Source organism: Weissella diestrammenae, assembly GCF_014397255.1.
Classification (GTDB): domain Bacteria; phylum Bacillota; class Bacilli; order Lactobacillales; family Lactobacillaceae; genus Weissella; species Weissella diestrammenae.
In genome coordinates this window covers 740,321-762,806 of the sequence record NZ_CP060724.1, presented here as the reverse complement: position 1 = coordinate 762,806, position 22,486 = coordinate 740,321, and the positions used below count along the sequence as shown (strand labels likewise).

Below are 22,486 nucleotides of genomic sequence, written 5' to 3'. Positions count from 1 at the left end.
AGTCACTTTCACTTTTCTCGTAACAATGTTTGATTCAATTTATCAAGCCATTCACTTTGGCTCGGCCAAAGTTCATTCAAAATGGCGGTAATAATCGTCCCAATCATTGCGATTGTTGCGACTAAATTAAGCCAAATCATCAAAATGACAACTGATCCAATCGCCTGATAAAACGAATATGATTTCCCAGCAAATTTAACATAAATCCCAAAACCTTTAGCTAATGCTAAGATACCCGCCAGTTGAAATAACGTACCAACCACGACCCAGACAAAACGCGGCTTACGCGCCGGAATTAGAAAGTTAAATAATGATAGACCTGCCATCAATCCAACCGCAACAACTAGGGTCTTTGCAGAGTCTAACTGGACGATTAAATCATGGCTCAATGGTAATGCTTCTAAGATATTCCCACCGATTGAAGCCACAATGAAAAGTACGCCCATCAAACCCAGTAAAAAAATCATCCAAACTAATGAAATGGCCCGACCAAGTAACGAGTTCGTACTCACCTTAACATCATAAATGGCATTTTGAGCTTGCCGAATGATTGCAATCACCTTTGATAATGACCACAACGTGACAATAATTGAAATCGACAATGTCCCAACACCTGGATGATGTAAAATCGATTCAATCATTGGCATAATCGTTTTATTAATTGTAGCTGGTAAAGCTGAGTCAAGATAAGTCATCACAGTCTTAGTTGTCAACCCAACTAAAGGCAGCAAGGCTGCTAATAACATAATGGCTGGAAACAACGCTAAGAGTGCGTAATAAGCAATAGTTGCTGATGTATCGCCTAAATTTATCCGACGAAAAGTCGATAGAACGACTTGTACGTAGCTATTCGCCAAAATTTTTGCAATCCTTTTTTTCATACCCAATTCCTCAATTACTTCTCTTAAATCCACTCACACTAACATTAAAAAAAGAATGTCAGTGGACATTCCTTATCCTTTTACATATGCAAAAGACCTGCTACGCCTAAGACGGCAACAATTATTCCAACGATAATGCGATACCATCCAAACGCTTTAAAGTCATTGTTTTTAATGTAATTCATCATAAATTTAATTGCAAACCAAGCAACAATCCATGACACAATAAACCCGATTGCAAGCGTCACACTCTGCATACCAGAGAACGCCCCACCTTTATGCAGGTAACTACCAACTTTCAAAAGGGCAACCCCAAACATCACAGGGATACTTAAGAAAAATGAAAACTCTGCTGCTGCAACCCGTGAAACACCTAAGAACATCGCCCCCAAGATTGTCGCACCTGAACGTGATGTGCCTGGCACAATTGATAAAACCTGAATGAATCCAATGGCCAACGCTAATTTGTATGACATGCGATTAAGATCATTTAACCAAGGGTTCACATCCTCACGTGCATTATATTTTTCCAACACAATGAAGAGGATACCATACAAAATCAATGCCGTTGCCACAACGGCTGGGTTCAAGAAATGGGCATCCATGAAGTCATTTAACAATAATCCAATCACAGCTGCAGGCAAGACAGCAACAATCACTTTAGACCATAAACGCCATGTTTGTCGACGCTCAATTTCATTTTTGCGTGGTGAAAACGGATTTAATTTATGAAAATAAAGTTGAATCACGGCCATAATTGCACCCAATTGAATGACATAATCAAACATACTAGTGAAGGCTTTCGTCCAGACACTACCACTTGGAATATTCATCAACGACTCAGCAATAATGATGTGCCCTGTTGATGAGACCGGCAAAAATTCTGTTAACCCTTCAACGATACCGATAATAATTGATTTAATAATTTCAAGCATAATTTTCTCTTTTCAATAGTTTCGATACGTTTAAGTCTTACAAAAATGGTTAAGAATGTCAATTAACTAATGATAGACTTCAGTTTTATTTAAAACGTCAAGCCTGTATTAAACGAATGACAGACAACAAAATCCCCTAACCGCTACTATTTAATTCACTGTGATATTACCATCATAGGTCGCAAACATGATCCGGTTTTCAGCGTTCACTTGATTATCATATGATTGTTGCATGGTCTGACCTTTAAATTTAATCTGACCAGAATTTTGAATCTGTAAACGATAGCCTTCTTCATTCAACCCGGTTGTTTCAACATTGCCATTCTTAGTAAAGAAAACATTTGACCCCAGTAGCGTTGAACTCTCAAGCGTATAATCACCCGTTCCAGTTTGAGCCAAAACATTATTTGCCTTAACATTTCGCAATGTTGTGTTCCCATTGTCAACACTGATAACCGGTTTTCCTAAGTTAGTATTGGTCGCTGTAATGTCTGCCATTGACGCATGGAGCCGTGCTGTTGCTGTTTTCGATTGATTGACATAAATAGCACCATATTGCGTTGAGAGATTTAACTGCTCAGACTGGCTCTGATCGTCGACGATTACCCCTTCACGATTAGTTACCTTCAGTTGCGTTGCTGTAACCTGATGTGTTGTAACCCGACCATAGCGCGTACTAATGTTCATTCTTTGACCTGCAAAACGCTTTAGGGTAATATCGCCAGAATCTACATTGACCATCACCTGACTCATAGTCGCTTTTGCAGGTACTTTAATTGCAATACGGTCCATTTCTTGATTAGCTTTTGTAAAATTAGGTACATGACTGTGTACATCATGATAAGCAATCGTTAATTGATTCCCAACTTGCTTAATTTTTAGCCCATCTGAGTTCGAAACTTGCCCAATAATTGAATACCCGCTGGTTAATTGATTATCTCTAATCAACGTCACTTGTAAGGTGTCACCCTCAATTTTGATGTTTTTAAAGGCTTGAACATGCTTATTCAGCGTCTCATTTTGAGGAATAACAAAATGACCACTCTGCCAAACAATCCGATTTTCGCCGCCATTAATTGACCCAATACCGCACATAATCAATCCAACAACCATAATGATAATGCCGAGAAATACCGCTCGGAAAATTTTAGTCATGTTGAACCTCCTTTAATTGATGCTCATTAGAAAATCGGCGGCCAACCGATTTTGTATACATCATTAGAAGATTCATCAAACCGTGTAGCAATGCTATCATCACTGGCCAGGCAATAAACTGAAGACCAATAAGTGCAACGCCAATGCCCCCTTGGAATAAACTAACTGACCAGTCTTGACGCAAAACCCAAAGACCAGCAATAATTTGATAAATCCCCATCCCTAAGCTCAATAAGACGATAACTGCTAAAATAGCCATAATAACTGCCATACCAAATAAAATAGCAAAAATAATCAACATCGCTGGGTACCACGCAATATTAGGTGCCAATGATACCACGACCAATCCTAATAAATTCAATTGGCGCTGTAAGCGACGTCGATTTCTTTTAATAAAGCTCTCTCCGGCAACTGGTACAGCATTTTCAGCAATTAAATCTGCATCGATCGAGTAATCAATCAATGCCCGCCTAGCTAGTTGCTTTGGTGTCCCAAGTGCTTGAATTAATTTTTCACCACTCAATTCATTTTTATCCGCATATTGTCGATAATTTTCAATGATTATTTGTCGTTCTGATGCTGGTAATTGTTCTAAATGTCCTGCCAATTGCGAAAAATAAATATTACTCTTCACCCTACTTACCCCCATAGCTTCGCTAGTCATATCTTTATATCATACACTATTCTTAAATTTGCCGTAGCATCGACCATTTTTCTCAATAAAAAAGGCCTAGTTGCACCATTCCCAACTAAGTCTTAATATCGATTAATTATCATCACTTGATGACGTTTCAGTGGCTGCTTCCGTTGCTGCAGAAGGTAAACCTAATGAAACGATTGTTGCTTGTGATACGTCACCAGCATATAATGGGCCAGACTTTTCTTGTGACAAACCTAATGATGAACGTAATACATTCGTCACACGTTGCTGTTCACTCTTAGTCACGTGCTCATATGAAACACCGCCGATCATGTAACCACCACCTTGCGCATGGTCAGTGACAATTTTATTGGCCGCAGAGATATATTTTTGAACGATCATCATCATATCATCATACGTCAAATCGGTCCGCGCATTCTTTGATAATGTATCTAAGAATGACTGGTTAACTAATTTCATTGGTGATTGCTTTGCCTTGTTCATAATACCTTGCAAAACTAGACGTTGGCGCTGTGTCCGACCATAATCACCTTGCGGATCATCATATCGCATGCGAGAAAAGGCTAACGCAGCCGCCCCATCCATCTTATTGCTATACGTATAATTTGTATTAGTTGCCCCTTTTGAAATACCAACTCGTGTTGAGCCTTCGGTGAAACTATACAAATCACCAGCTTCGCTAAAGCCATAATTCAAGCCTGAGTCAGCATGGGCAGTTAATGGATTGTACTTAAACGTCAATGGCGACTTAACCTCAATCCCACCGACTTCATTAACGACGTCTTCCATGCCGCGCATATTAACCATGGCATAAAAATCAATCGGCACATTCAACCAAGTTTGAATCGTTTTAATTGTCGCTGCCTCTTTACCAAATTCATAAGCCGCATTCATTTTTTGCGGGAATTCTTCTTCATAACCAACTGGCGCAATAACCGTATCACGCGGAATTGACATTAATGTTGTCTTCTTCTTAGCTGGATTCACAGTCATCAGCATTAGCGAGTCTGTCCGACCTGCATCTTCACGACCCAATTCACCAGTGTCCGTTCCCAATAATAGAACCGTAAACGGTTTCCCTGATTTCAAAACAGATGATACATTTCGTGCTTTTTTAACACCTGAGCTTTTAAATGTTTTATCAACTGCATTATGCACGCGTTCAAAAGTATTAGCTGCATACACGCCGGTAATAACACCTAGCACACCAATGATAGCCATCACAATTTTGAAACCACGATGCTTCTTTTTCTTTCTATTTAATTGCCGATCATTGCGCGATGAACGCGACCGTGACGGTAAATTAGGTTCTACTTGTGGTTCATTATCCATCTGTAATTGCTCCTCAACGGGTCTAAATCTGTACTATAACTTATTCTAGTTTACTAGAGATTTATGAAATAACCAGTTATTTCAGTTTGTTTTAAATGATACTAACGTTAACTTAAAAATTACTTATAAAACATGACGTATTGTTAATAAAAAAACTTGTGATACTTCACAAGTCATTGATTCAACACAAATTTAAACTGCAACCGGTGCCTTAATCGACTTTGCAGGGTGGTAATTTTCAACCTTAATATCTGTCATTTCATATTCAAAAATTGATTTAACCGCTGGGTTCAGCGCCAAATTTGGCAGCTCACCCATTTCACGTGATAGTTGTTCTTTCACTTGGTCCACATGATTTGAATAAATATGTGCATCCCCAAATGTATGAATAAATTCACCCACTTCAAGCCCAGTTTGGGCAGCGACCATACTGAGTAATAACGCATAAGATGCAATATTGAAAGGTACACCTAAGAAGATATCAGCCGAGCGTTGATATAACTGTAAGCTTAATTTACCTTGATTAACATAGAATTGAAATAAGGTGTGGCACGGTGGTAACGCCTGCATGGGAACCGCTTCGGGATTCCATGCTGAAACAATCAAACGCCGTGAATCTGGGTTGACTTTAATTTGCTCAACCACGTCTTGGATTTGATCAATAAATCCACCTTGCACCTTCTGCCAATGACGCCATTGTGCACCATAAACAACGCCCAAATCACCAAAACGATCAGCAAAATCATCATCGGATAAAATACGATCACAAAAAATTTGGTGTTGTTCATCATAAATCAGTTTAAAATCAGCGTCTGTCGTTGATCGTCGCCCAAAGTCAGTCATATCGGGACCAGCGTACGCGTCTGAATTGACCCAATTTTTAAATGCCCACTCATCCCAAATGTGATTATTATTTTCCAAAAGGAAACGAATATTAGTATCACCTTTTAAAAACCACAAAAGTTCACTCTTAATTAATCCAAAAGCGACCCGTTTCGTCGTCAATAACGGAAAGCCTTCACTTAAATCATAACGCTGTTGGCGCCCAAAGACTGAAAAGGTCCCGGTACCAGTCCGATCACCTTTGTATTCGCCATTTTCCAAAACATCACGTGCAAAATCGAGATATGCTTGCTCATTTTTACTCATCTATAGCCTCTTTCAATCTATTAATTCGTTTACAATTAGCTTGATTCTATTGTTCAAGGTAGGTCTCAAAATGTAAACTTGATAGTGTTTTTTGAGTTAGCGTCACCTTGTTTAGTGCGACGTTTTTTTGTTCAATTAACGACATTGCAAACGCATCATTATTATAATTTCGCAAATAATTAATTTTCTTAATGCCCGCTTGTAATAAAAATTTTGTGCAGTGGACACATGGAAAATCAGTCACATAGATTTCAGCATCATCTGCTGCGATTCCCATCTTAGCTAACTGTAAAAGCGCATTTTGTTCAGCATGGACGGCTCGAATACAATGCCCATCCACAATATAATCACCCACTTCGGTACAATGTGGTGTCCCCACCACAGAGCCGTTATACCCACTGGCAATAATGCGTCCATCTTTTACAATCGCTGCGCCTACATGCAGGCGCGTACAGGTACTGCGTGATGCTAGCATGACTGCCTGCATCATGAAATACTCAGGCCAAGCAATACGTTCTTCAGCCATTACTATGTCACTTCCGTTCTCATTCAATTTATTAAATGTCTATATCATAGCAAATATTGCGCGTCTTTAATAGCAAATTAGTTTTGGAATGCTACATCATATGTGTCATTTCATAAAAATTATAATTTTCATGATTATTAATAATACTTACAAAATGAATGAAATAGAATTATCAATGTCTCCCCATTATTTTTTAATATTCCTTGATAGAATCCGCATTAACATTGAAATTTTATTGCAAAATAGTTGATTTTAATTATTAAATATTGTATAATTATTTATGTTATTGAGTGCAATTATGCACTAAAATGATAAACGTCTTTATTACTAAGTTTTGGACGTTCCCGGTGAAGACATATCTTCACATGAAAGGAAGTACAATATGCCAACAGTATTAGCAGAGATTAAAGAAAAATTGGATGCACACATCGGTGATGTTGTCACTTTGACGACGCACGAAAGTCGCCATCGTAACATTGAACATCAAGCTGTTGTTCGCGAAACATTCCACTCAGTCTTCGTTTTAGACTTGAAGCGAGATGGTGATCAATTCGATCGCGCGTCATACAGTTATACCGATGTCTTAACAAATAACATTGAATTAGCATTCTAAACGCCTATCACAGCTGTGTATAGACTTAAACCCATCCTTTACAAATAAGGCTGGGTTTTCTTTTACAAAAAAAGCACTTAGCAATCACTACTAAGCACTTTCATTTATTATTAATCAGTAGTTGTGTCTGCTTCATATTCATCGATATTGGCATGAATATCTTCTTCATTTAATTCGATGACCTCAAAAGCATTAATATACGCATCTTTATAATCTTGTGGAATAATCTTAAAGTTAGCGACGATAATTTCTTGACCGACCGTAACATCTGGATCCTCATCCAAAATGTAGCCTGTCAGCGTCACCATTTCAGAATCTTCAAAGGCTTTAATTTCAGTCTTGAAATAACGCTCAAAATCAAACAACGTTAATTTTCCACTGACATTATAATGCATTCGACCTTCATCGTCAGTACCAGTCTTTTCAATCAAATCATCCGCAACGTCATCAATTTCATCACGTACTGTTCCGAATAACTCTTCATAAATGTCTTTATCAGTCACAATACCTGATGTACCACCATATTCATCCTTAACAACAACAATCGGTGCACGATGCCCAATCATTTCTTCTAATATATCTTGAATATCTTGGTTCTCTGACACATTTGGAATATTACGTAAAATGACTCGAACTGATGCATCCGCATTAATTCGGCTTTGACGAATCAAATCATAATTGAATACGTAACCTAAAATTTTATCTTTATCATTATTCGCAACAACTGGAATACGTGAGAACTTATTCTCTAGGTACAATGACAATGCATCCCCAATCGTGGCAGTCACGTCAATCACCGTCAATTGTGTGCGATCAATCATAATGTCTGCTGCGACTTTGTCGTTCATCTCAAAGGCACGCTTCATGAAAGCAACATCTTCTTCGTCTAACTCACCAGCTTGGGCTGCATCTTGAGATAATGATAGAATTTCATTTTGTGAGTAAATATCTTCATCAGGATGAGCATTAAACCCAATTAGCTTCGTCACACCAGCTGCAGTCCGGTCAAATACGAAAATGAGTGGATACAACACGATATGGAAGAATCGAACTGGTCGCACAATAAACAATAGCACATTAATTGGGCGATCAATCGCAATATTTTTCGGTACCAAATCTGTGAAAACTGCATGAATAAATGTAAATATCAGAATAGCTGCCACTGATGCAATTGGTCGTGCAAGGTCTTTGGGCAACACATCAGTGCTCAAAATCAAGGTTGCAATGAATTCTTCACCAATCCACCCAAGAATCAGACTCGTTAAAGTGATTCCAACTTGAGCAGTAGACAAATACTCAGTTAAATGCTCGGTCATGTGTAAAGCACCGTCTAAATTACGTGATGATTTACCACGGGCTTCAACCAGTGCCCGCAAAGCACTAGGTCGAACTTTGACCAATGAGTACTCTGTTAGTGTGAACAACACAGCCAACAACAAAATAGCAACAATTGCAATAATATTATAGATAATGGACGCAGAATCCATAGGATAAATTACCTCTTTCAAATTTAATTTTAATCACATTTAGACATTCATTATACTGGATAAACGTACTATATACAAGTAACAGGCATTAAACTCAGGTTCATCTTAAATCGATATTATCGTTGTTCGTCAGCAATAAATTATCTCACTAGTAATACGCTTTTTTCTAAATCTTTTTTACGCATTAATGCCAACCGTCATCAATGCATTATGGAGTTCAATAAACTGCTCTAATGTCAACTTCTCAGCACGAATCTTAGGATCAATTTGGACCATCTCGAGTGCATCCATTAATTTATTGGTCACAACGGCATTTTTGCCAAAAGCAGTGATGAGATTGTTCCATAATGTCTTTCTCCGCATTGCAAAACCAATTTTGAACAATTCAAACAACTTCTTCTCATCACGAGGTAGGGTAGTCAATGGTTCACGCGGCGTCAGGACAACGATTGCTGAGTCCACATTAGGATTTGGAATAAACGATGTGCGTGAAACGGTAAATGCCACATGCGCTTGCATCCGGTATTGCACAGCTAACGATAGGGCACCATAAGCTTTAGTACCTGGTTGCGCCGACAAACGATCTGCAACTTCTTTTTGCATCATGACCACAATTGATGCAAAATCAATTCCTGATTCCAAAACCTGCATCAAGATTGGGGTTGTTATATAGTAAGGTAAATTAGCGACCAGCTTTAATGGTGCCATTTGATCTGAAAAATACTGTGCCAACGCTTCGTTCAAATCAACTTTTAGGATATCTTTGTTGACCACAGTCACATTGTCGTATGGTGCTAGGGTATCATCTAACACTTCAATTAATCGACCGTCGATTTCAAATGCCAGCACTTGTTTTGCCGCACGTGCAAGTTGTTCTGTCAGCGCCCCAATTCCAGGGCCAATCTCAATCACGTTATCTGTCGATGATACCTCACCAGCAGCAACAATCTGATGCAGAATATTCATATCGGTCAGAAAATTCTGTCCAAGTGATTTCTTTGTATTAATGCCATATTGATTCATAATGGCTTGCGTCCGCAAAGGTGTCGCAATATCTGGATAATCTGCCAATTCTTTAAAGCCTCCGCGCTTTTATCTTATCTATATCTGTTGTAACCAATTAAAATCATTACATCACGCCACTAAGTTCACTTATCGATACTGATCAATTGCTTCATTAAGTTGCTGCATACTAATGCCAAACATGTGCAAACGATTGAGTAATTGCTTACCATTAACATAACCTAGACCTAAAGTTTCCGCAATAAATTGTCTCTTGCCAGCCGCACCTTGACCACCAGTCAAGCCTAAATGATTTAAATCAATCGCCGTGATATCCGATACAGTCAATTGTTCAGTCGCCTTGGTTGCTTGACTTAATGCCATCTGAATGGTTTCAACACTTGCGTATTCAATACCCAAACTGTGGTGCTTAATCTGTGCACCAGCTTCATCATGCGTTAAAAATGCATGTGATGCATTAGGAACCAACCGTTCAAGTATTTTCCGTAGCCGTTCACCATTATAATCTGGGTCTGTGAAAATAATAATGCCTCGTGTTTGCGCTGCATGTTGGATGGCTTGTTGCGTTCTTTTTGATAAAGCGGATCCATTCGTTTCAATCGTATCCGCGACAACTGCCAATTTTATTTTTTCAGTATCGGCTTTCCCTTCGACAACGATGACCTCATTGATTTTCATGAATTAATTTTCCATAAACGATGCGCATTTTCTGTCGTCAACTGTGCCAACTCATTATAGGTCATGCCAAGTTGCTCAGCAATATTCTTAATGGTATCAAAAACATACATCGGTTCATTTTGTTTTCCGCGATGTGGCGTCGGTGCCAAATAAGGTGCATCTGTTTCAACTAATAATCGATCATGTGGCACAACTTGCACCGCTGATTTTACCTCATGCGCATTTTTAAACGTGGCAATTCCAGAAAATGAGATGTAGAGCCCCAAATCTAAGAAGCGTTTTGCTTCCTCAGCATCCCCTGTAAACGAATGCATGACACCGCCAAATGAAGCAACGTCACTGTCTTTCAAGACTTCATAAACATCATCAAATGCATCGCGGGCATGAATAGTCACCGGCAAATTGAATTCCTTAGCTAGCGCTAATTGTTGCTTAAAAGCTGCAATTTGTTCATCATGCGTCGGATTTTCTTCCCAATAATAATCTAAGCCCATTTCACCAATACCAACCACTTCTGGCTCGGATAACTGCTGCCTCAAAATCGACATTGCCTTATCATCGAATTCACGAATGTCTTCTGGTTGCCAACCAACGATGGCATGGGCACCTTCAAATTCATTTGCAATTTCAATTGCGCGTTGATTACCAACTAAGTTGTAACCAACAATATTCATTTCCATTATTCTAAATTCACGTGCACGTGCCCAATAGGCAGCAACATCATGCCAAAATACATCATCATTTAAGTGGGTATGCGTATCGAAAGCACTTGCCGGCCGCTTTGTTGGATCATAAATTGCCATTTTAAACGTTCTCCTTAATTGTGTTTCATAATCTTATTATACCAAATCAACAGAGACAATTATTGCCGGCTTTCTAGCTTAACCATTAACAATCAGCTAAGTGCCAACCGCCAAGTCATACAAGAAAACATAACAAAAAGCCTACGCTGGTTAGACGTAGGCCACTTGCTATTTTAAGGAGTAGGTATTATGAATGTGTTGTTAGGTTTTATCATCGCCTTTCAACATAAATAATCATAACTTCAGAACCTTAAATCAATAATAATTCAAAGATAAAAGAACCTTAAAATTACTTTATCCCAACTCAGAACCTGCTTCAATTTCATCTGGTAGCAGCGTTAAGGTAACTTTACCATCCTTCTCAGCAGATAACAACATACCTTCAGAAACATACTTTTTCATCATCGTTCTAGGTTTCAAATTAGCAACAAAAGCTACCTTTTTACCAACTAAATACTGGTATTCAGGGTACCACTTCTTAATACCTGATAAAATTGTCCGACCACTTTGAGTACCATCGTCCAATTCAAATTTCAATAATTTGTTTGACCCTTCAATTTCTGATACCGATTTAATTTCTGCAACCCGTAATGCAACTTTCTCAAAATCCTCAAAACTAATATACTCATCGATTTTAGTTTGTTCATCGTGTACAGCTTTTGCTTTTTCTTTCTTCACTGATGCTGTCTCTTTACCGCCACCAATCATTGACTCACGAATATAGGTAACTTCCGCTTCGACATCAATTCGAGGGAAAATTGGTGTACCCTTTGCAACGACATGTCCACCAGTTGGTAAGTCTTGGAACTTGAGATTCTCAATTGACAGATTAGTCTCGGCCAACCCTAACTGATTGAAGATGGCTTGTGGCGTTCGCGATAGTGCTGGCTGCAATAAAATCGCAATGACACGTAATGCACCAGCTAAATGTGCCATAACAGATGCTAAGACATTTTGCTTTTCAGTGTCTTTAGCCAATACCCATGGTTCTGTTTCATCAATGTACTTATTGGCACGCGCAATTAACTTCCAAACTTCTGCAAGTGCGTCAGAAACACGTAATTCATGCATATTGAGATTATAGTTCTCGATCACCGTATTTGTCAGTTCGATCAACTCTGCATCAAATTGTGTGGCACCAGTCTGTAACTCTGGGATAACCCCTGCCTCATATTTATTGATCATTGCAACTGTTCGGTTTAATAGATTTCCAAGGTCATTTGCTAAGTCATAATTGACTTTAGCGACAAAGTCTTCCGGTGTAAAAATACCATCATTACCAAATGGCATGGCACGCAATAAGTAATAACGTACAGCGTCAACACCATATCGCTCAGCCAAAACATCTGGATAAACGACGTTTCCCTTTGACTTAGACATCTTACCATCACGCATCGTCAACCAACCGTGTCCAACAACCGTTTCAGGCAATGGTAGCCCTAAGGCATGCAACATAATTGGCCAATAAATAGTATGGAATCGAACAATTTCTTTTCCAACTAATTGGACATTGGCTGGCCAGAACTTGTCATAGAGGGTTGTATCGTCAGAACCATAGCCCAAAGCAGTAATGTAGTTTGATAATGCATCAATCCACACGTAAATGACGTGTTTTGGATCAGATTCAACCGGTACACCCCATTTAAATGATGTACGTGTGACTGCAAGATCTTCCAAACCAGGTTTAATAAAATTGTTAATCATTTCGTTCATTCGTGTTTCTGGTTGAATGAACTTTGGATGTGTTTGATAATAGTCTAACAACCAATCAGCATATTTTGACATGGCAAAAAAGTATGATTCTTCTTTCACCAGTTCAACTTCATGCCCTGAAGGTGCCTTACCCCCAATGACTTTCCCTTCACCATCACGATAGACTTCAGCTAATTGCGATTCAGTAAAGTATTCTTCATCATCAACCGAATACCAACCTTCATATTCGCCCTTGTAAATATCACCCTGTGCTAATAGCTGATTAAAAATCTTTGTCAGCGCCTTTTCATGAATCTCATCTGTCGTCCGAATGAATCCATCATTTGTAATATCTAATGATTGCCACAGCTTTTGAATATCAGCTGCCATACCGTCAACGTATTCTTTGGGCGAAATTCCCATCTTATCAGCTTTTTGTTCAATTTTTAGACCGTGTTCATCCGTTCCTGTTAAATAGTAAACATCTTCATTCAACAAGCGATGATATCTTGCAGCCGAATCTGCCAAGACCGTTGTATACGTATTCCCAATATGTAATTTTCCTGATGGGTAATAAATGGGCGTTGTTATATAAAATGTTTTTTTGTCCGTCATAATTTCCTCCCGCAACACAAATGAGTGCGCGCATTTATTTGGCATTCACTTACACATTCAACTAAACTACGTGGTTTATCCTCAATATAAGCGAACACTTACTACATTATATCAGAATTAATTCTACAAACTGTGCTTATTTCAAATCACTTTATGCTATCATTTAACTAAAACTAGAAAAGAGAAATGTGATGGGTCAATTATTTTCGGATTTTGAAAAAGAAGCGATTCGGCAACGTGCTGAAGAATTACGTCAAGAACAGGCTGCTGCAAATACGCGCCCAAAGAAAAATGGCGAAGCAGATGTTCTAGAGGCAATTGCTAACATGCAAGATGATGAACGAATCATCGCTGCCAATTTACATGTATTAGTCACCCGCATAGCCCCTAATTTAAAGCCTAAAACCTGGTATGGTTTCCCAGCTTATGCTAATCAAGCTGGAAAAGTTGTCTTATTCTTTCAACCAGCCTCAAAATTTGGCTATCGGTACTCAACGCTCGGATTTCAAGAAGACGCCCATCTCGATGAAGGTGATTTTTGGCCGACTAGTTATGCCTTAACTGAATGGCATTCTGCGATTGAAATGAAAGTCCAACAACTAATTGAAAAAGCAATCCAGTGACACCATTTAAAACGTTAATTTCAGATTAAAAAAATACCCATCAAATTGATGGGTATTTCATTTGCATCGCGACTTCCTATCCTCGCAGGAAGCGATCCTCCAACTACTTTCGGCGTTACTGAGCTTAACTTCTGTGTTCGGTATGGGAACAGGTGTGACCTCAGTGCCATCGTCACGACACGTTTATTAAATTGAGAAGCTTAATCCTCTCAAAACTGAATCATATTGTTTGTAAATTTGTGAAATAAATTGAACCACCACGTTTTATTCAACTTGGTTAAGTCCTCGAACCATTAGTACTAGTCCGCTCCATGCCTCGCGGCACTTCCACTTCTAGCCTATCTACCTCATCATCTATAAGGGGTCTTACTTCTTTCGAATGGGAAATCTCATCTCAAGGCGAGTTTCACACTTAGATGCTTTCAGCGTTTATCTCATCCGTACATAGCTACTCAGCGATGCTCCTGGCGGAACAACTGATACACCAGTGGTACGTCCACCCCGGTCCTCTCGTACTAAGGGCAGCTCCTCTCAAATTTCCTACGCCCGCGACGGATAGGGACCGAACTGTCTCACGACGTTCTGAACCCAGCTCGCGTACCGCTTTAATGGGCGAACAGCCCAACCCTTGGGACCGACTACAGCCCCAGGATGCGATGAGCCGACATCGAGGTGCCAAACCTCCCCGTCGATGTGGACTCTTGGGGGAGATAAGCCTGTTATCCCCAGGGTAGCTTTTGTCCGTTGAGCGATGGCCCTTCCATGCGGAACCACCGGATCACTAAGTCCTACTTTCGTACCTGCTCGACCTGTTAGTCTCGCAGTCAAGCTCGCTTGTGCCTTTACACTCTGCGAATGATTTCCAACCATTCTGAGCGAACCTTTGAGCGCCTCCGTTACCTTTTAGGAGGCGACCGCCCCAGTCAAACTGCCTGCCAGACACTGTCTTCCATCACGATTAGTGATGCGAGTTAGAGTGATCATACAACGAGGGTAGTATCCCACCAACGCCTCCATCGAAACTAGCGTTCCGATCTCTACGGCTCCTACCTATCCTGTACAAGCTGCACAAGCACTCAATATCAAGCTACAGTAAAGCTCCATGGGGTCTTTCCGTCCTGTCGCGGGTAACCCGCATCTTCACGGGTATTTAAATTTCACCGAGTCTCTCGTTGAGACAGTGCCCAGATCGTTACGCCTTTCGTGCGGGTCGGAACTTACCCGACAAGGAATTTCGCTACCTTAGGACCGTTATAGTTACGGCCGCCGTTTACTGGGGCTTCAATTCGCACCTTCGCCGAAGCTAAGCACTCCTTTTAACCTTCCAGCACCGGGCAGGCGTCAGCCCCTATACGTCATCTTACGATTTTGCAGAAACCTGTGTTTTTGATAAACAGTCGCCTGGGCCTATTCACTGCGGCTCAGCTTGCGCTGAGCACCCCTTCTCCCGAAGTTACGGGGTCATTTTGCCGAGTTCCTTAACGAGAGTTCACTCGCACACCTTAGGATGCTCTCCTCGACTACCTGTGTCGGTTTGCGGTACGGGCAGGTAAACACTAACTAGAAGCTTTTCTCGGCAGCGTGACATCATGGACTTCTCTACTTAATTTCGATCCTCATCATCGCTTGTTCTTATAGGGATAAGCATTTAACTACTCCCAAAACTTACGATTTAACCCAGCATTTCCATTCGCTGGGATCCATTAGCCTTCTGCGTCCCTCCATCGTTCAAACATGTTCACCTGGTACTGGAATCTCAACCAGTTATCCATCGACTACGCCTCTTGGCCTCGCCTTAGGTCCCGACTAACCCTGGGAGGACGAGCCTTCCCCAGGAAACCTTAGTCATACGGTGGACAGGATTCTCACCTGTCTTTCGCTACTCATACCGGCATTCTCACTTCTATGCGCTCCACCAGTCCTCACGGTCTGACTTCATCGCCCATAGAACGCTCTCCTATCGCGCCAACTTAGTTGGCACCCGTAGTTTCGGTGGTGTGTTTAGCCCCGGTACATTTTCGGCGCAGAATCACTCGACTAGTGAGCTATTACGCACTCTTTAAATGGTGGCTGCTTCTGAGCCAACATCCTAGTTGTCTATGCAACTCCACATCCTTTTCCACTTAACACACACTTAGGGACCTTAACTGACGATCTGGGCTGTTCCCCTTTCGACAATGGATCTTATCACTCACTGTCTGACTCCCGGACATACGTAATTGGCATTCGGAGTTTATCTTAATTTGGTAACCCGAGATGGGCCCCGCACCAAAACAGTGCTCTACCTCCAATACGCTACATTCCGAGGCTAGCCCTAAAGCTATTTCGGAGAGAACCAGCTATCTCCAAGTTCGATTGGAATTTCACCGCTACCCACACCTCATCCTAGCATTTTTCAACATGCACAGGTTCGGGCCTCCAGTGCGTCTTACCACACCTTCACCCTGGACATGGGTAGGTCACCTGGTTTCGGGTCTACAACTACATACTATGACGCCCATTTCAGACTCGCTTTCGCTTCGGCTCCGGTCTTTCCACCTTAACCTTGCATGTAATCGTAACTCGCCGGTTCATTCTACAAAAGGCACGCCATCACCCCTTAACGGGCTCTGACTTCTTGTAGGCACATGGTTTCAGGAACTTTTTCACTCCCCTTCCGGGGTGCTTTTCACCTTTCCCTCACGGTACTGGTTCACTATCGGTCACTAGGTAGTATTTAGCCTTGGGAGATGGTCCTCCCAGATTCCGACCGGATTTCACGTGTCCGGCCGTACTCAGGATCCTACACGGGAGATTGCATGCTTTCGTTTACAGGGCTATCACCTTGTCTCGCGTGGCTTCCCAACCACTTCAACTAACATACAATTTTGTAACTCCACAACGGTAGTCCTACAACCCCAAAGTGCAAGCACTTTGGTTTGGGCTCTTCCGGGTTCGCTCGCCGCTACTGACGGAATCGATTTTTCTTTCTACTCCTGCTGCTAATGAGATGTTTCAGTTCACAGCGTCTACCTTCAACTAGTCTATAGATTCAACTAGTGATAACTTGCATAACAAGTTGGGTTCCCCCATTCGGAAATCCCCGGATCAAAGCTTACTTACAGCTCCCCGAGGCATATCGGTGTTAGTCCCGTCCTTCATCGGCTCCTAGTGCCAAGGCATCCACCATGCGCCCTTAATAACTTAACCTATCAACTGACGTTGATGATTTAAGTTTTGAGTATGTGACATCTTTCAGTCACTTGCGATTATCACGATATTGCTATCGTGATGAACTTGTATAAAAACTCAAAATAACGCGGTGTAATACACTGTCAATTGTCTTGCGACAATCAACTCTTGATTACTCGGTTCAATTTATTGATTTTCAATAATTTGAAATTTTAAATTTACTAATATGATTCAGTTTTCAAAGAACTAATGATATTGGCAACCGAAGTTGCCAATGGAGAATAGCGGGATCGAACCGCTGACCCCTGCTTGCAAAGCAGGTGCTCTCCCAGCTGAGCTAATTCCCCAGATGATACTATTGAGTGTAAAACACTCAAAACTAAATAACGTTTCAACGATGTGCAAGTTTCCGATTTTCCTTAGAAAGGAGGTGATCCAGCCGCAGGTTCTCCTACGGCTACCTTGTTACGACTTCACCCTAATCATCTGTCCCACCTTAGGCGGCTGGCTCCTAATAAAAGGTTACCCCACCGACTTTGGGTGTTACAAACTCTCATGGTGTGACGGGCGGTGTGTACAAGACCCGGGAACGTATTCACCGCGGCGTGCTGATCCGCGATTACTAGCGATTCCGACTTCGTGTAGGCGAGTTGCAGCCTACAGTCCGAACTGAGACAAGCTTTAAGAGATTTGCGCACCCTCGCGGGTTGGCGACTCGTTGTACTTGCCATTGTAGCACGTGTGTAGCCCAGGTCATAAGGGGCATGATGATTTGACGTCATCCCCGCCTTCCTCCGGTTTGTCACCGGCAGTCTTGCTAGAGTGCCCAACTAAATGCTGGCAACTAACAATAAGGGTTGCGCTCGTTGCGGGACTTAACCCAACATCTCACGACACGAGCTGACGACAACCATGCACCACCTGTCACTTTGTCCCCGAAGGGAAAGCACCATCTCTGGTGTGGTCAAAGGATGTCAAGACCTGGTAAGGTTCTTCGCGTTGCTTCGAATTAAACCACATGCTCCACCGCTTGTGCGGGTCCCCGTCAATTCCTTTGAGTTTCAACCTTGCGGTCGTACTCCCCAGGCGGAGTGCTTAATGCGTTAGCTTCGCCACTTAGGGGCGGAAACCCCAAACAGCTAGCACTCATCGTTTACGGTGTGGACTACCAGGGTATCTAATCCTGTTTGCTACCCACACTTTCGAGCCTCAACGTCAGTTACAGTCCAGAAAGCCGCCTTCGCCACTGGTGTTCTTCCATATATCTACGCATTTCACCGCTACACATGGAGTTCCACTTTCCTCTACTGCACTCAAGTCATCCAGTTTCCAAAGCAATTCCTCGGTTGAGCCGAGGGCTTTCACTTCAGACTTAAATAACCGTCTGCGCTCGCTTTACGCCCAATAAATCCGGATAACGCTTGGAACATACGTATTACCGCGGCTGCTGGCACGTATTTAGCCGTTCCTTTCTGGTAAGATACCGTCACACACTGAACAGTTACTCTCAATGTCATTCTTCTCTTACAACAGTGTTTTACGAGCCGAAACCCTTCATCACACACGCGGCGTTGCTCCATCAGACTTTCGTCCATTGTGGAAGATTCCCTACTGCTGCCTCCCGTAGGAGTATGGGCCGTGTCTCAGTCCCATTGTGGCCGATCAGTCTCTCAACTCGGCTATGCATCATCGTCTTGGTAAGCCATTACCTTACCAACTAACTAATGCACCGCGGGACCATCTCTTAGTGATAGCATGACCACCTTTTAAGTGAGAACCATGCGGTTCTCATTGTTATACGGTATTAGCATTTGTTTCCAAATGTTATCCCCTGCTAAGAGGTAGGTTTCCCACGTGTTACTCACCCGTTCGCCACTCACTGCAATGTCTGAATCAAATCTGAGCAAGCTCTTCATTTCATCAAACCACAGTGCGTTCGACTTGCATGTATTAGGCACGCCGCCAGCGTTCATCCTGAGCCAGGATCAAACTCTCAATTTAAATTGATCAGCTTGAGTATAACTCAATCTTTTTTTGTTGTTTAACAGATGTTAAACGAATTTACTAGCGAAATTGACTTCGCAAATGTTTGTATCATTTTTACGTGATACACTTGCACATTTGTTTCATCGAAACGTTATTTAGTTTTCAATGTTCTACGTTATTGTCTCAATCAGACAACTTTTATATCTTACCAAAGTGTGATGACAATGTCAACAACTTTTTTTAATTAATTCATAAGTAAGAAGTGTTTTCTGTTTCAACAACGATATTTATATTAGACGGTATTGCAGTATAAGTCAAGCTTTTTCCTGAAGTAATTTTTAGGTTAATCATTCCTTAACAAATAAAGAAAAAACCCGCGATTAGAAATCCAGGTTAATTGCGCTTATTTGATTGTGAATGGCTGCTTTAGTTGGCTAAACAATTCTTCAACGGGTAGTGCATACAATGCTTTGAAAAAGGCTGCCGGATCCTCTGACGGTGCATTAACAACAAAACTATTCTGCCCAGAATCCTTCAATTCACCAACGAATGCTGTCGCTTTGGAATCATGCTTCAATAAATCAACATGACGAATACCAAATACTTCAGATACTGGTAACTGTGCTTGTTCCTTTGAAATAACAGGCGTAATTGTTGTAAATTCTTGATTATGCAATTCTGGTAAATTCCATGCAATCATTTGGGCATCAAACGCTTTGAAAAGCGTCGTAATTGCTTGATGTACCGTAAATGGATCTTTGATATGCTCAGCACTCATTTGATCATAGATTAACTCTGCAGCTGCCCAAGCCTCAGGATAATAATCAACAAATGTGTCTGATAAGTCCTGTACGTCAAAAGGAACGGCACCCATCAATACTTTTGCATCAATTAATGTCAATAACCGTAATGCTGCCTCATCTCGACTATCATTTTCTTTGGTTAACGTTTGTATAACCCCTTTGGTATAAGCTGTGACCACATCTGGCGTTAAGACATTATGTTTTACCTGTTCTCGATACACTATTGCATGTAATGCCGGTTGATAAAGATAAGTTGACATTACCATTAATTGTTCAGTAATTGCTTCATCTTTAGTTATCAACTGAAAATATGCTTGTGGATAACCATTTAATGTTAATAACATCATTAGCATCTCTCGAGTTGCTAAAAAGTCAGGTGCCGTTGCATCATTAACTTCAATCATTAAGCGTGTCCCCAGCATATCTGTTGTCACTTGATTAGCTGTAATGACACCACTTTTTGTATCTTGCCCACGCAAAATCACTGAACCTGGATAAATTTGATTCAATTGAGCCAATAACTGTTGTGTTGCTTTTGAAAAAATCATTTTACTTCCCCACGTATCTTCATTAATTGTTCTTTTGCTACTTGTTCACTCATTGTCTGCATGGTTTGCAGTTGCACTGTTAAGCGTGAAATTTCATCCCCCACTGCACCAATTTGGACTGCCAATGATTTTGCTTGTAATTGCATATGTCCGGCTTGAATGCCCTCCGTTACTAATGCGCGTAAAGCGGCTAAATTTTGTGCCAAACCAACACCAGCAACAATATAAGCCAGTTGTTTAGCCGAAGGGTTTCCCATCAATTGATGATTCAATTTAACTGCCGGCACAATGCCAATTGAACCACCAACCACACCTAACATCAACGGCAGTTCAGTTGTACCAATCAAATTTTTATTATTTTCATCAAGTTGCCAATGAATTAATCCGCGATACTGACCTGACTGTGCTGCATACGCGTGTAATGCAGCACTAACACTTCTTGTATCATTTCCACTTGCTAAAACAACTGCTTCAATTCCATTAAGTAAGCCCTTATTTGCTGTGGCAGCGCGAAATGGTGACATTTGTTCAACCTGACTGGCCAAAGCGATTTTTTTGGCAATCGTCAAACCACCCACTTCATGCTTTCCGATTAGTCCATCAACAGGAATTGATACTTTGGCTTTAACAATTGCTTCATTTGTTAAATTAGACAAAATAGCCATCAAGACTTGATAACCATTTTCCCGCAAATAGCGTGCGACTGTTTCTGAAATCGTGTTAACGATATTGGCACCCATTGCTTCACTTGTATCCACCAAAACATTTAAAATCGTCTCAGCTGGTCCAATATTTTCAATGAGTAACCGGTTAACGCCTCCACCACGTTTAACTAAAGACGGTTTAGCCTGATTAGCCATGCTAATTATCTCATCCGTATGGTCTGCGATAAACTGTGCGAACTGTTTTTGATTTGCTAAATTGGTCACAATAATTTGTCCGCGCATCAAGCGTTCTGTCATCTCTGCAATCACGCCCGTCCCGGTACGTAACATTTTAGCACCATTGTTGGCCGCAGCAACCACGCTTGGTTCTTCAGTGCTCATAGGGACAACAAACATCCCACCATTCACCGGCAAATCAAATAATAAACCAGTTGGCACTTCAAAATTATAAATGTAATTTTCAATTTGTGTGTCTCCAACGAGAGACTGATGCGCAGTTAGCCATTGGACTTGTTCAGTTGATAACTGAAACTTTGCCATAAGTTGCTTCATTCGCTCTTCAATTGATAGTCGATAAAAGCCATGCCAATTACTCATCTTCATCTCCCATCTGATCTGAATCAATTAATTGATACCGCACTTTTTGCTGATCATCATCAAAATAAGCTAACAATCGTTGCTGACCATCATCATCAAAATTACCTAAATCAAGCATCACCGTGCCATCTACTTCAACAATCCCATTTAATGCACTAAAAATAATATGGCGAGTTAATGTCAGATACTTCTGTTTTTCCTCCACATTTTTAACTGCAGACTTCAGTGTATAACCTGTATCAAGGTAATATTTAATCATCATGACTTTGATAAACGTTTTAAATTTATACACCCGTCCTTCTTGTTCTCCGGAACGATGAATAGATTCAATAATCCCTTTACTTTCCCAGTAGCGAAGTTGGCGTGCTGAAACCCCCGTCATTGAGGTTAATTCCCCAATCCTGAATTGATAATTTTCAGAATTAAATCCTGCCTTCAAATGTTCTTTACGATATAAATACTTCATATCATTCTCCCCATCAACTCATTCATAATAACTATCCACATTAAATGTTAGGTTATTTAACAGTATTGTCAAGCAAA

Annotated in this window: 17 protein-coding genes, 1 tRNA gene and 3 rRNA genes; 2 read left to right on the top strand and 19 right to left on the bottom strand. The window is 40.9% G+C overall.

Translation table 11 applies throughout. From position 1 onward, the window contains the following. Nucleotides 1-8: 8 nt before the first annotated feature. The 7 genes from H9L19_RS03795 to H9L19_RS03765 all read right to left on the bottom strand — a co-directional run bounded on the left by H9L19_RS03795 (nucleotide 9) and on the right by H9L19_RS03765 (nucleotide 6,639). A complete protein-coding gene (locus H9L19_RS03795; RefSeq protein ID WP_187529812.1) occupies nucleotides 9-881 on the bottom strand; it encodes a YihY/virulence factor BrkB family protein in 873 nt (290 codons plus the stop codon). Between the two features lie 80 nt (nucleotides 882-961). Beyond that, the gene (locus tag H9L19_RS03790; RefSeq protein WP_187529811.1) at nucleotides 962-1,816 is read right to left on the bottom strand and encodes an undecaprenyl-diphosphate phosphatase; all 855 of its coding nucleotides are present in this window, start codon (nucleotides 1,814-1,816) and stop codon (nucleotides 962-964) included. A 150-nt stretch (nucleotides 1,817-1,966) separates the two neighbouring features. Continuing rightward, the gene (locus H9L19_RS03785; RefSeq protein ID WP_187529810.1) at nucleotides 1,967-2,971 is read right to left on the bottom strand and encodes a DUF4097 family beta strand repeat-containing protein; all 1,005 of its coding nucleotides are present in this window, start codon (nucleotides 2,969-2,971) and stop codon (nucleotides 1,967-1,969) included. Further along, complete coding sequence (locus H9L19_RS03780; RefSeq protein ID WP_187529809.1) at nucleotides 2,964-3,605, bottom strand: DUF1700 domain-containing protein; 642 nt, start codon at nucleotides 3,603-3,605, stop codon at nucleotides 2,964-2,966. The genes H9L19_RS03785 and H9L19_RS03780 overlap by 8 nt, the downstream gene beginning before the upstream one ends. A gap of 132 nt (nucleotides 3,606-3,737) precedes the next feature. Next, nucleotides 3,738-4,964, bottom strand: coding sequence for an LCP family glycopolymer transferase (locus tag H9L19_RS03775; protein WP_187529808.1), 1,227 nt, complete (start codon nucleotides 4,962-4,964; stop codon nucleotides 3,738-3,740). A gap of 192 nt (nucleotides 4,965-5,156) precedes the next feature. Continuing rightward, nucleotides 5,157-6,113, bottom strand: coding sequence for a thymidylate synthase (locus H9L19_RS03770; RefSeq protein WP_187529807.1), 957 nt, complete (start codon nucleotides 6,111-6,113; stop codon nucleotides 5,157-5,159). 46 nt (nucleotides 6,114-6,159) lie between these two features. Beyond that, complete coding sequence (locus H9L19_RS03765) at nucleotides 6,160-6,639, bottom strand: ComE operon protein 2 (protein ID WP_187529806.1); 480 nt, start codon at nucleotides 6,637-6,639, stop codon at nucleotides 6,160-6,162. A gap of 382 nt (nucleotides 6,640-7,021) precedes the next feature. On the opposite strand from H9L19_RS03765, the gene H9L19_RS03760 reads away from it, so the two are divergent. After that, complete coding sequence (locus tag H9L19_RS03760; RefSeq protein ID WP_187529805.1) at nucleotides 7,022-7,252, top strand: Veg family protein; 231 nt, start codon at nucleotides 7,022-7,024, stop codon at nucleotides 7,250-7,252. A 110-nt stretch (nucleotides 7,253-7,362) separates the two neighbouring features. Here the strand turns inward: H9L19_RS03760 and H9L19_RS03755 are convergent, their stop codons facing one another. The 5 genes from H9L19_RS03755 to metG all read right to left on the bottom strand — a co-directional run bounded on the left by H9L19_RS03755 (nucleotide 7,363) and on the right by metG (nucleotide 13,550). Continuing rightward, nucleotides 7,363-8,739, bottom strand: a complete 1,377-nt coding sequence (locus H9L19_RS03755; protein WP_187529804.1) for a hemolysin family protein — start codon at nucleotides 8,737-8,739, stop codon at nucleotides 7,363-7,365. A gap of 177 nt (nucleotides 8,740-8,916) precedes the next feature. Further along, nucleotides 8,917-9,762 carry a 16S rRNA (adenine(1518)-N(6)/adenine(1519)-N(6))-dimethyltransferase RsmA gene (gene rsmA, locus H9L19_RS03750; protein WP_243198236.1) on the bottom strand — a complete coding sequence of 282 codons (846 nt, stop codon included), beginning with the start codon at nucleotides 9,760-9,762 and terminating at the stop codon, nucleotides 8,917-8,919. 129 nt (nucleotides 9,763-9,891) lie between these two features. Continuing rightward, nucleotides 9,892-10,440 (bottom strand): ribonuclease M5, encoded by a 549-nt coding sequence (gene rnmV / locus H9L19_RS03745; protein ID WP_187529802.1) that lies wholly within the window; start codon nucleotides 10,438-10,440, stop codon nucleotides 9,892-9,894. Continuing rightward, nucleotides 10,437-11,243, bottom strand: coding sequence for a TatD family hydrolase (locus tag H9L19_RS03740; RefSeq protein ID WP_187529801.1), 807 nt, complete (start codon nucleotides 11,241-11,243; stop codon nucleotides 10,437-10,439). Before H9L19_RS03740 ends, rnmV begins: the two co-directional genes overlap by 4 nt. 294 nt (nucleotides 11,244-11,537) lie before the next feature. Continuing rightward, the gene (gene metG / locus H9L19_RS03735) at nucleotides 11,538-13,550 is read right to left on the bottom strand and encodes a methionine--tRNA ligase (protein ID WP_187529800.1); all 2,013 of its coding nucleotides are present in this window, start codon (nucleotides 13,548-13,550) and stop codon (nucleotides 11,538-11,540) included. A gap of 191 nt (nucleotides 13,551-13,741) precedes the next feature. Between metG and H9L19_RS03730 the strand changes: the two genes are divergently transcribed. Beyond that, complete coding sequence (locus H9L19_RS03730) at nucleotides 13,742-14,173, top strand: hypothetical protein (protein WP_187529799.1); 432 nt, start codon at nucleotides 13,742-13,744, stop codon at nucleotides 14,171-14,173. Nucleotides 14,174-14,236: 63 nt separating this feature from the next. Here the strand turns inward: H9L19_RS03730 and rrf are convergent. From rrf to H9L19_RS03695, 7 genes are all read right to left on the bottom strand, one after another. Continuing rightward, nucleotides 14,237-14,353 (bottom strand): 5S ribosomal RNA (gene rrf, locus H9L19_RS03725). A gap of 93 nt (nucleotides 14,354-14,446) precedes the next feature. Next, a 23S ribosomal RNA gene (locus tag H9L19_RS03720) occupies nucleotides 14,447-17,362 on the bottom strand. A gap of 257 nt (nucleotides 17,363-17,619) precedes the next feature. Then, nucleotides 17,620-17,691, bottom strand: a tRNA-Ala gene (locus tag H9L19_RS03715). A gap of 76 nt (nucleotides 17,692-17,767) precedes the next feature. After that, nucleotides 17,768-19,345 (bottom strand): 16S ribosomal RNA (locus H9L19_RS03710). Together the 16S, 23S and 5S rRNA genes with 1 tRNA gene alongside form the textbook arrangement of a ribosomal RNA operon. 388 nt (nucleotides 19,346-19,733) lie before the next feature. Continuing rightward, complete coding sequence (locus H9L19_RS03705) at nucleotides 19,734-20,681, bottom strand: IpaB/EvcA family protein (protein ID WP_187529798.1); 948 nt, start codon at nucleotides 20,679-20,681, stop codon at nucleotides 19,734-19,736. After that, nucleotides 20,678-21,943 (bottom strand): hydroxymethylglutaryl-CoA reductase, degradative, encoded by a 1,266-nt coding sequence (locus tag H9L19_RS03700; protein WP_187529797.1) that lies wholly within the window; start codon nucleotides 21,941-21,943, stop codon nucleotides 20,678-20,680. The genes H9L19_RS03705 and H9L19_RS03700 overlap by 4 nt, the downstream gene beginning before the upstream one ends. Further along, nucleotides 21,936-22,409, bottom strand: a complete 474-nt coding sequence (locus H9L19_RS03695) for a MerR family transcriptional regulator (protein WP_187529796.1) — start codon at nucleotides 22,407-22,409, stop codon at nucleotides 21,936-21,938. The genes H9L19_RS03700 and H9L19_RS03695 overlap by 8 nt, the downstream gene beginning before the upstream one ends. Nucleotides 22,410-22,486 lie beyond the last annotated feature (77 nt).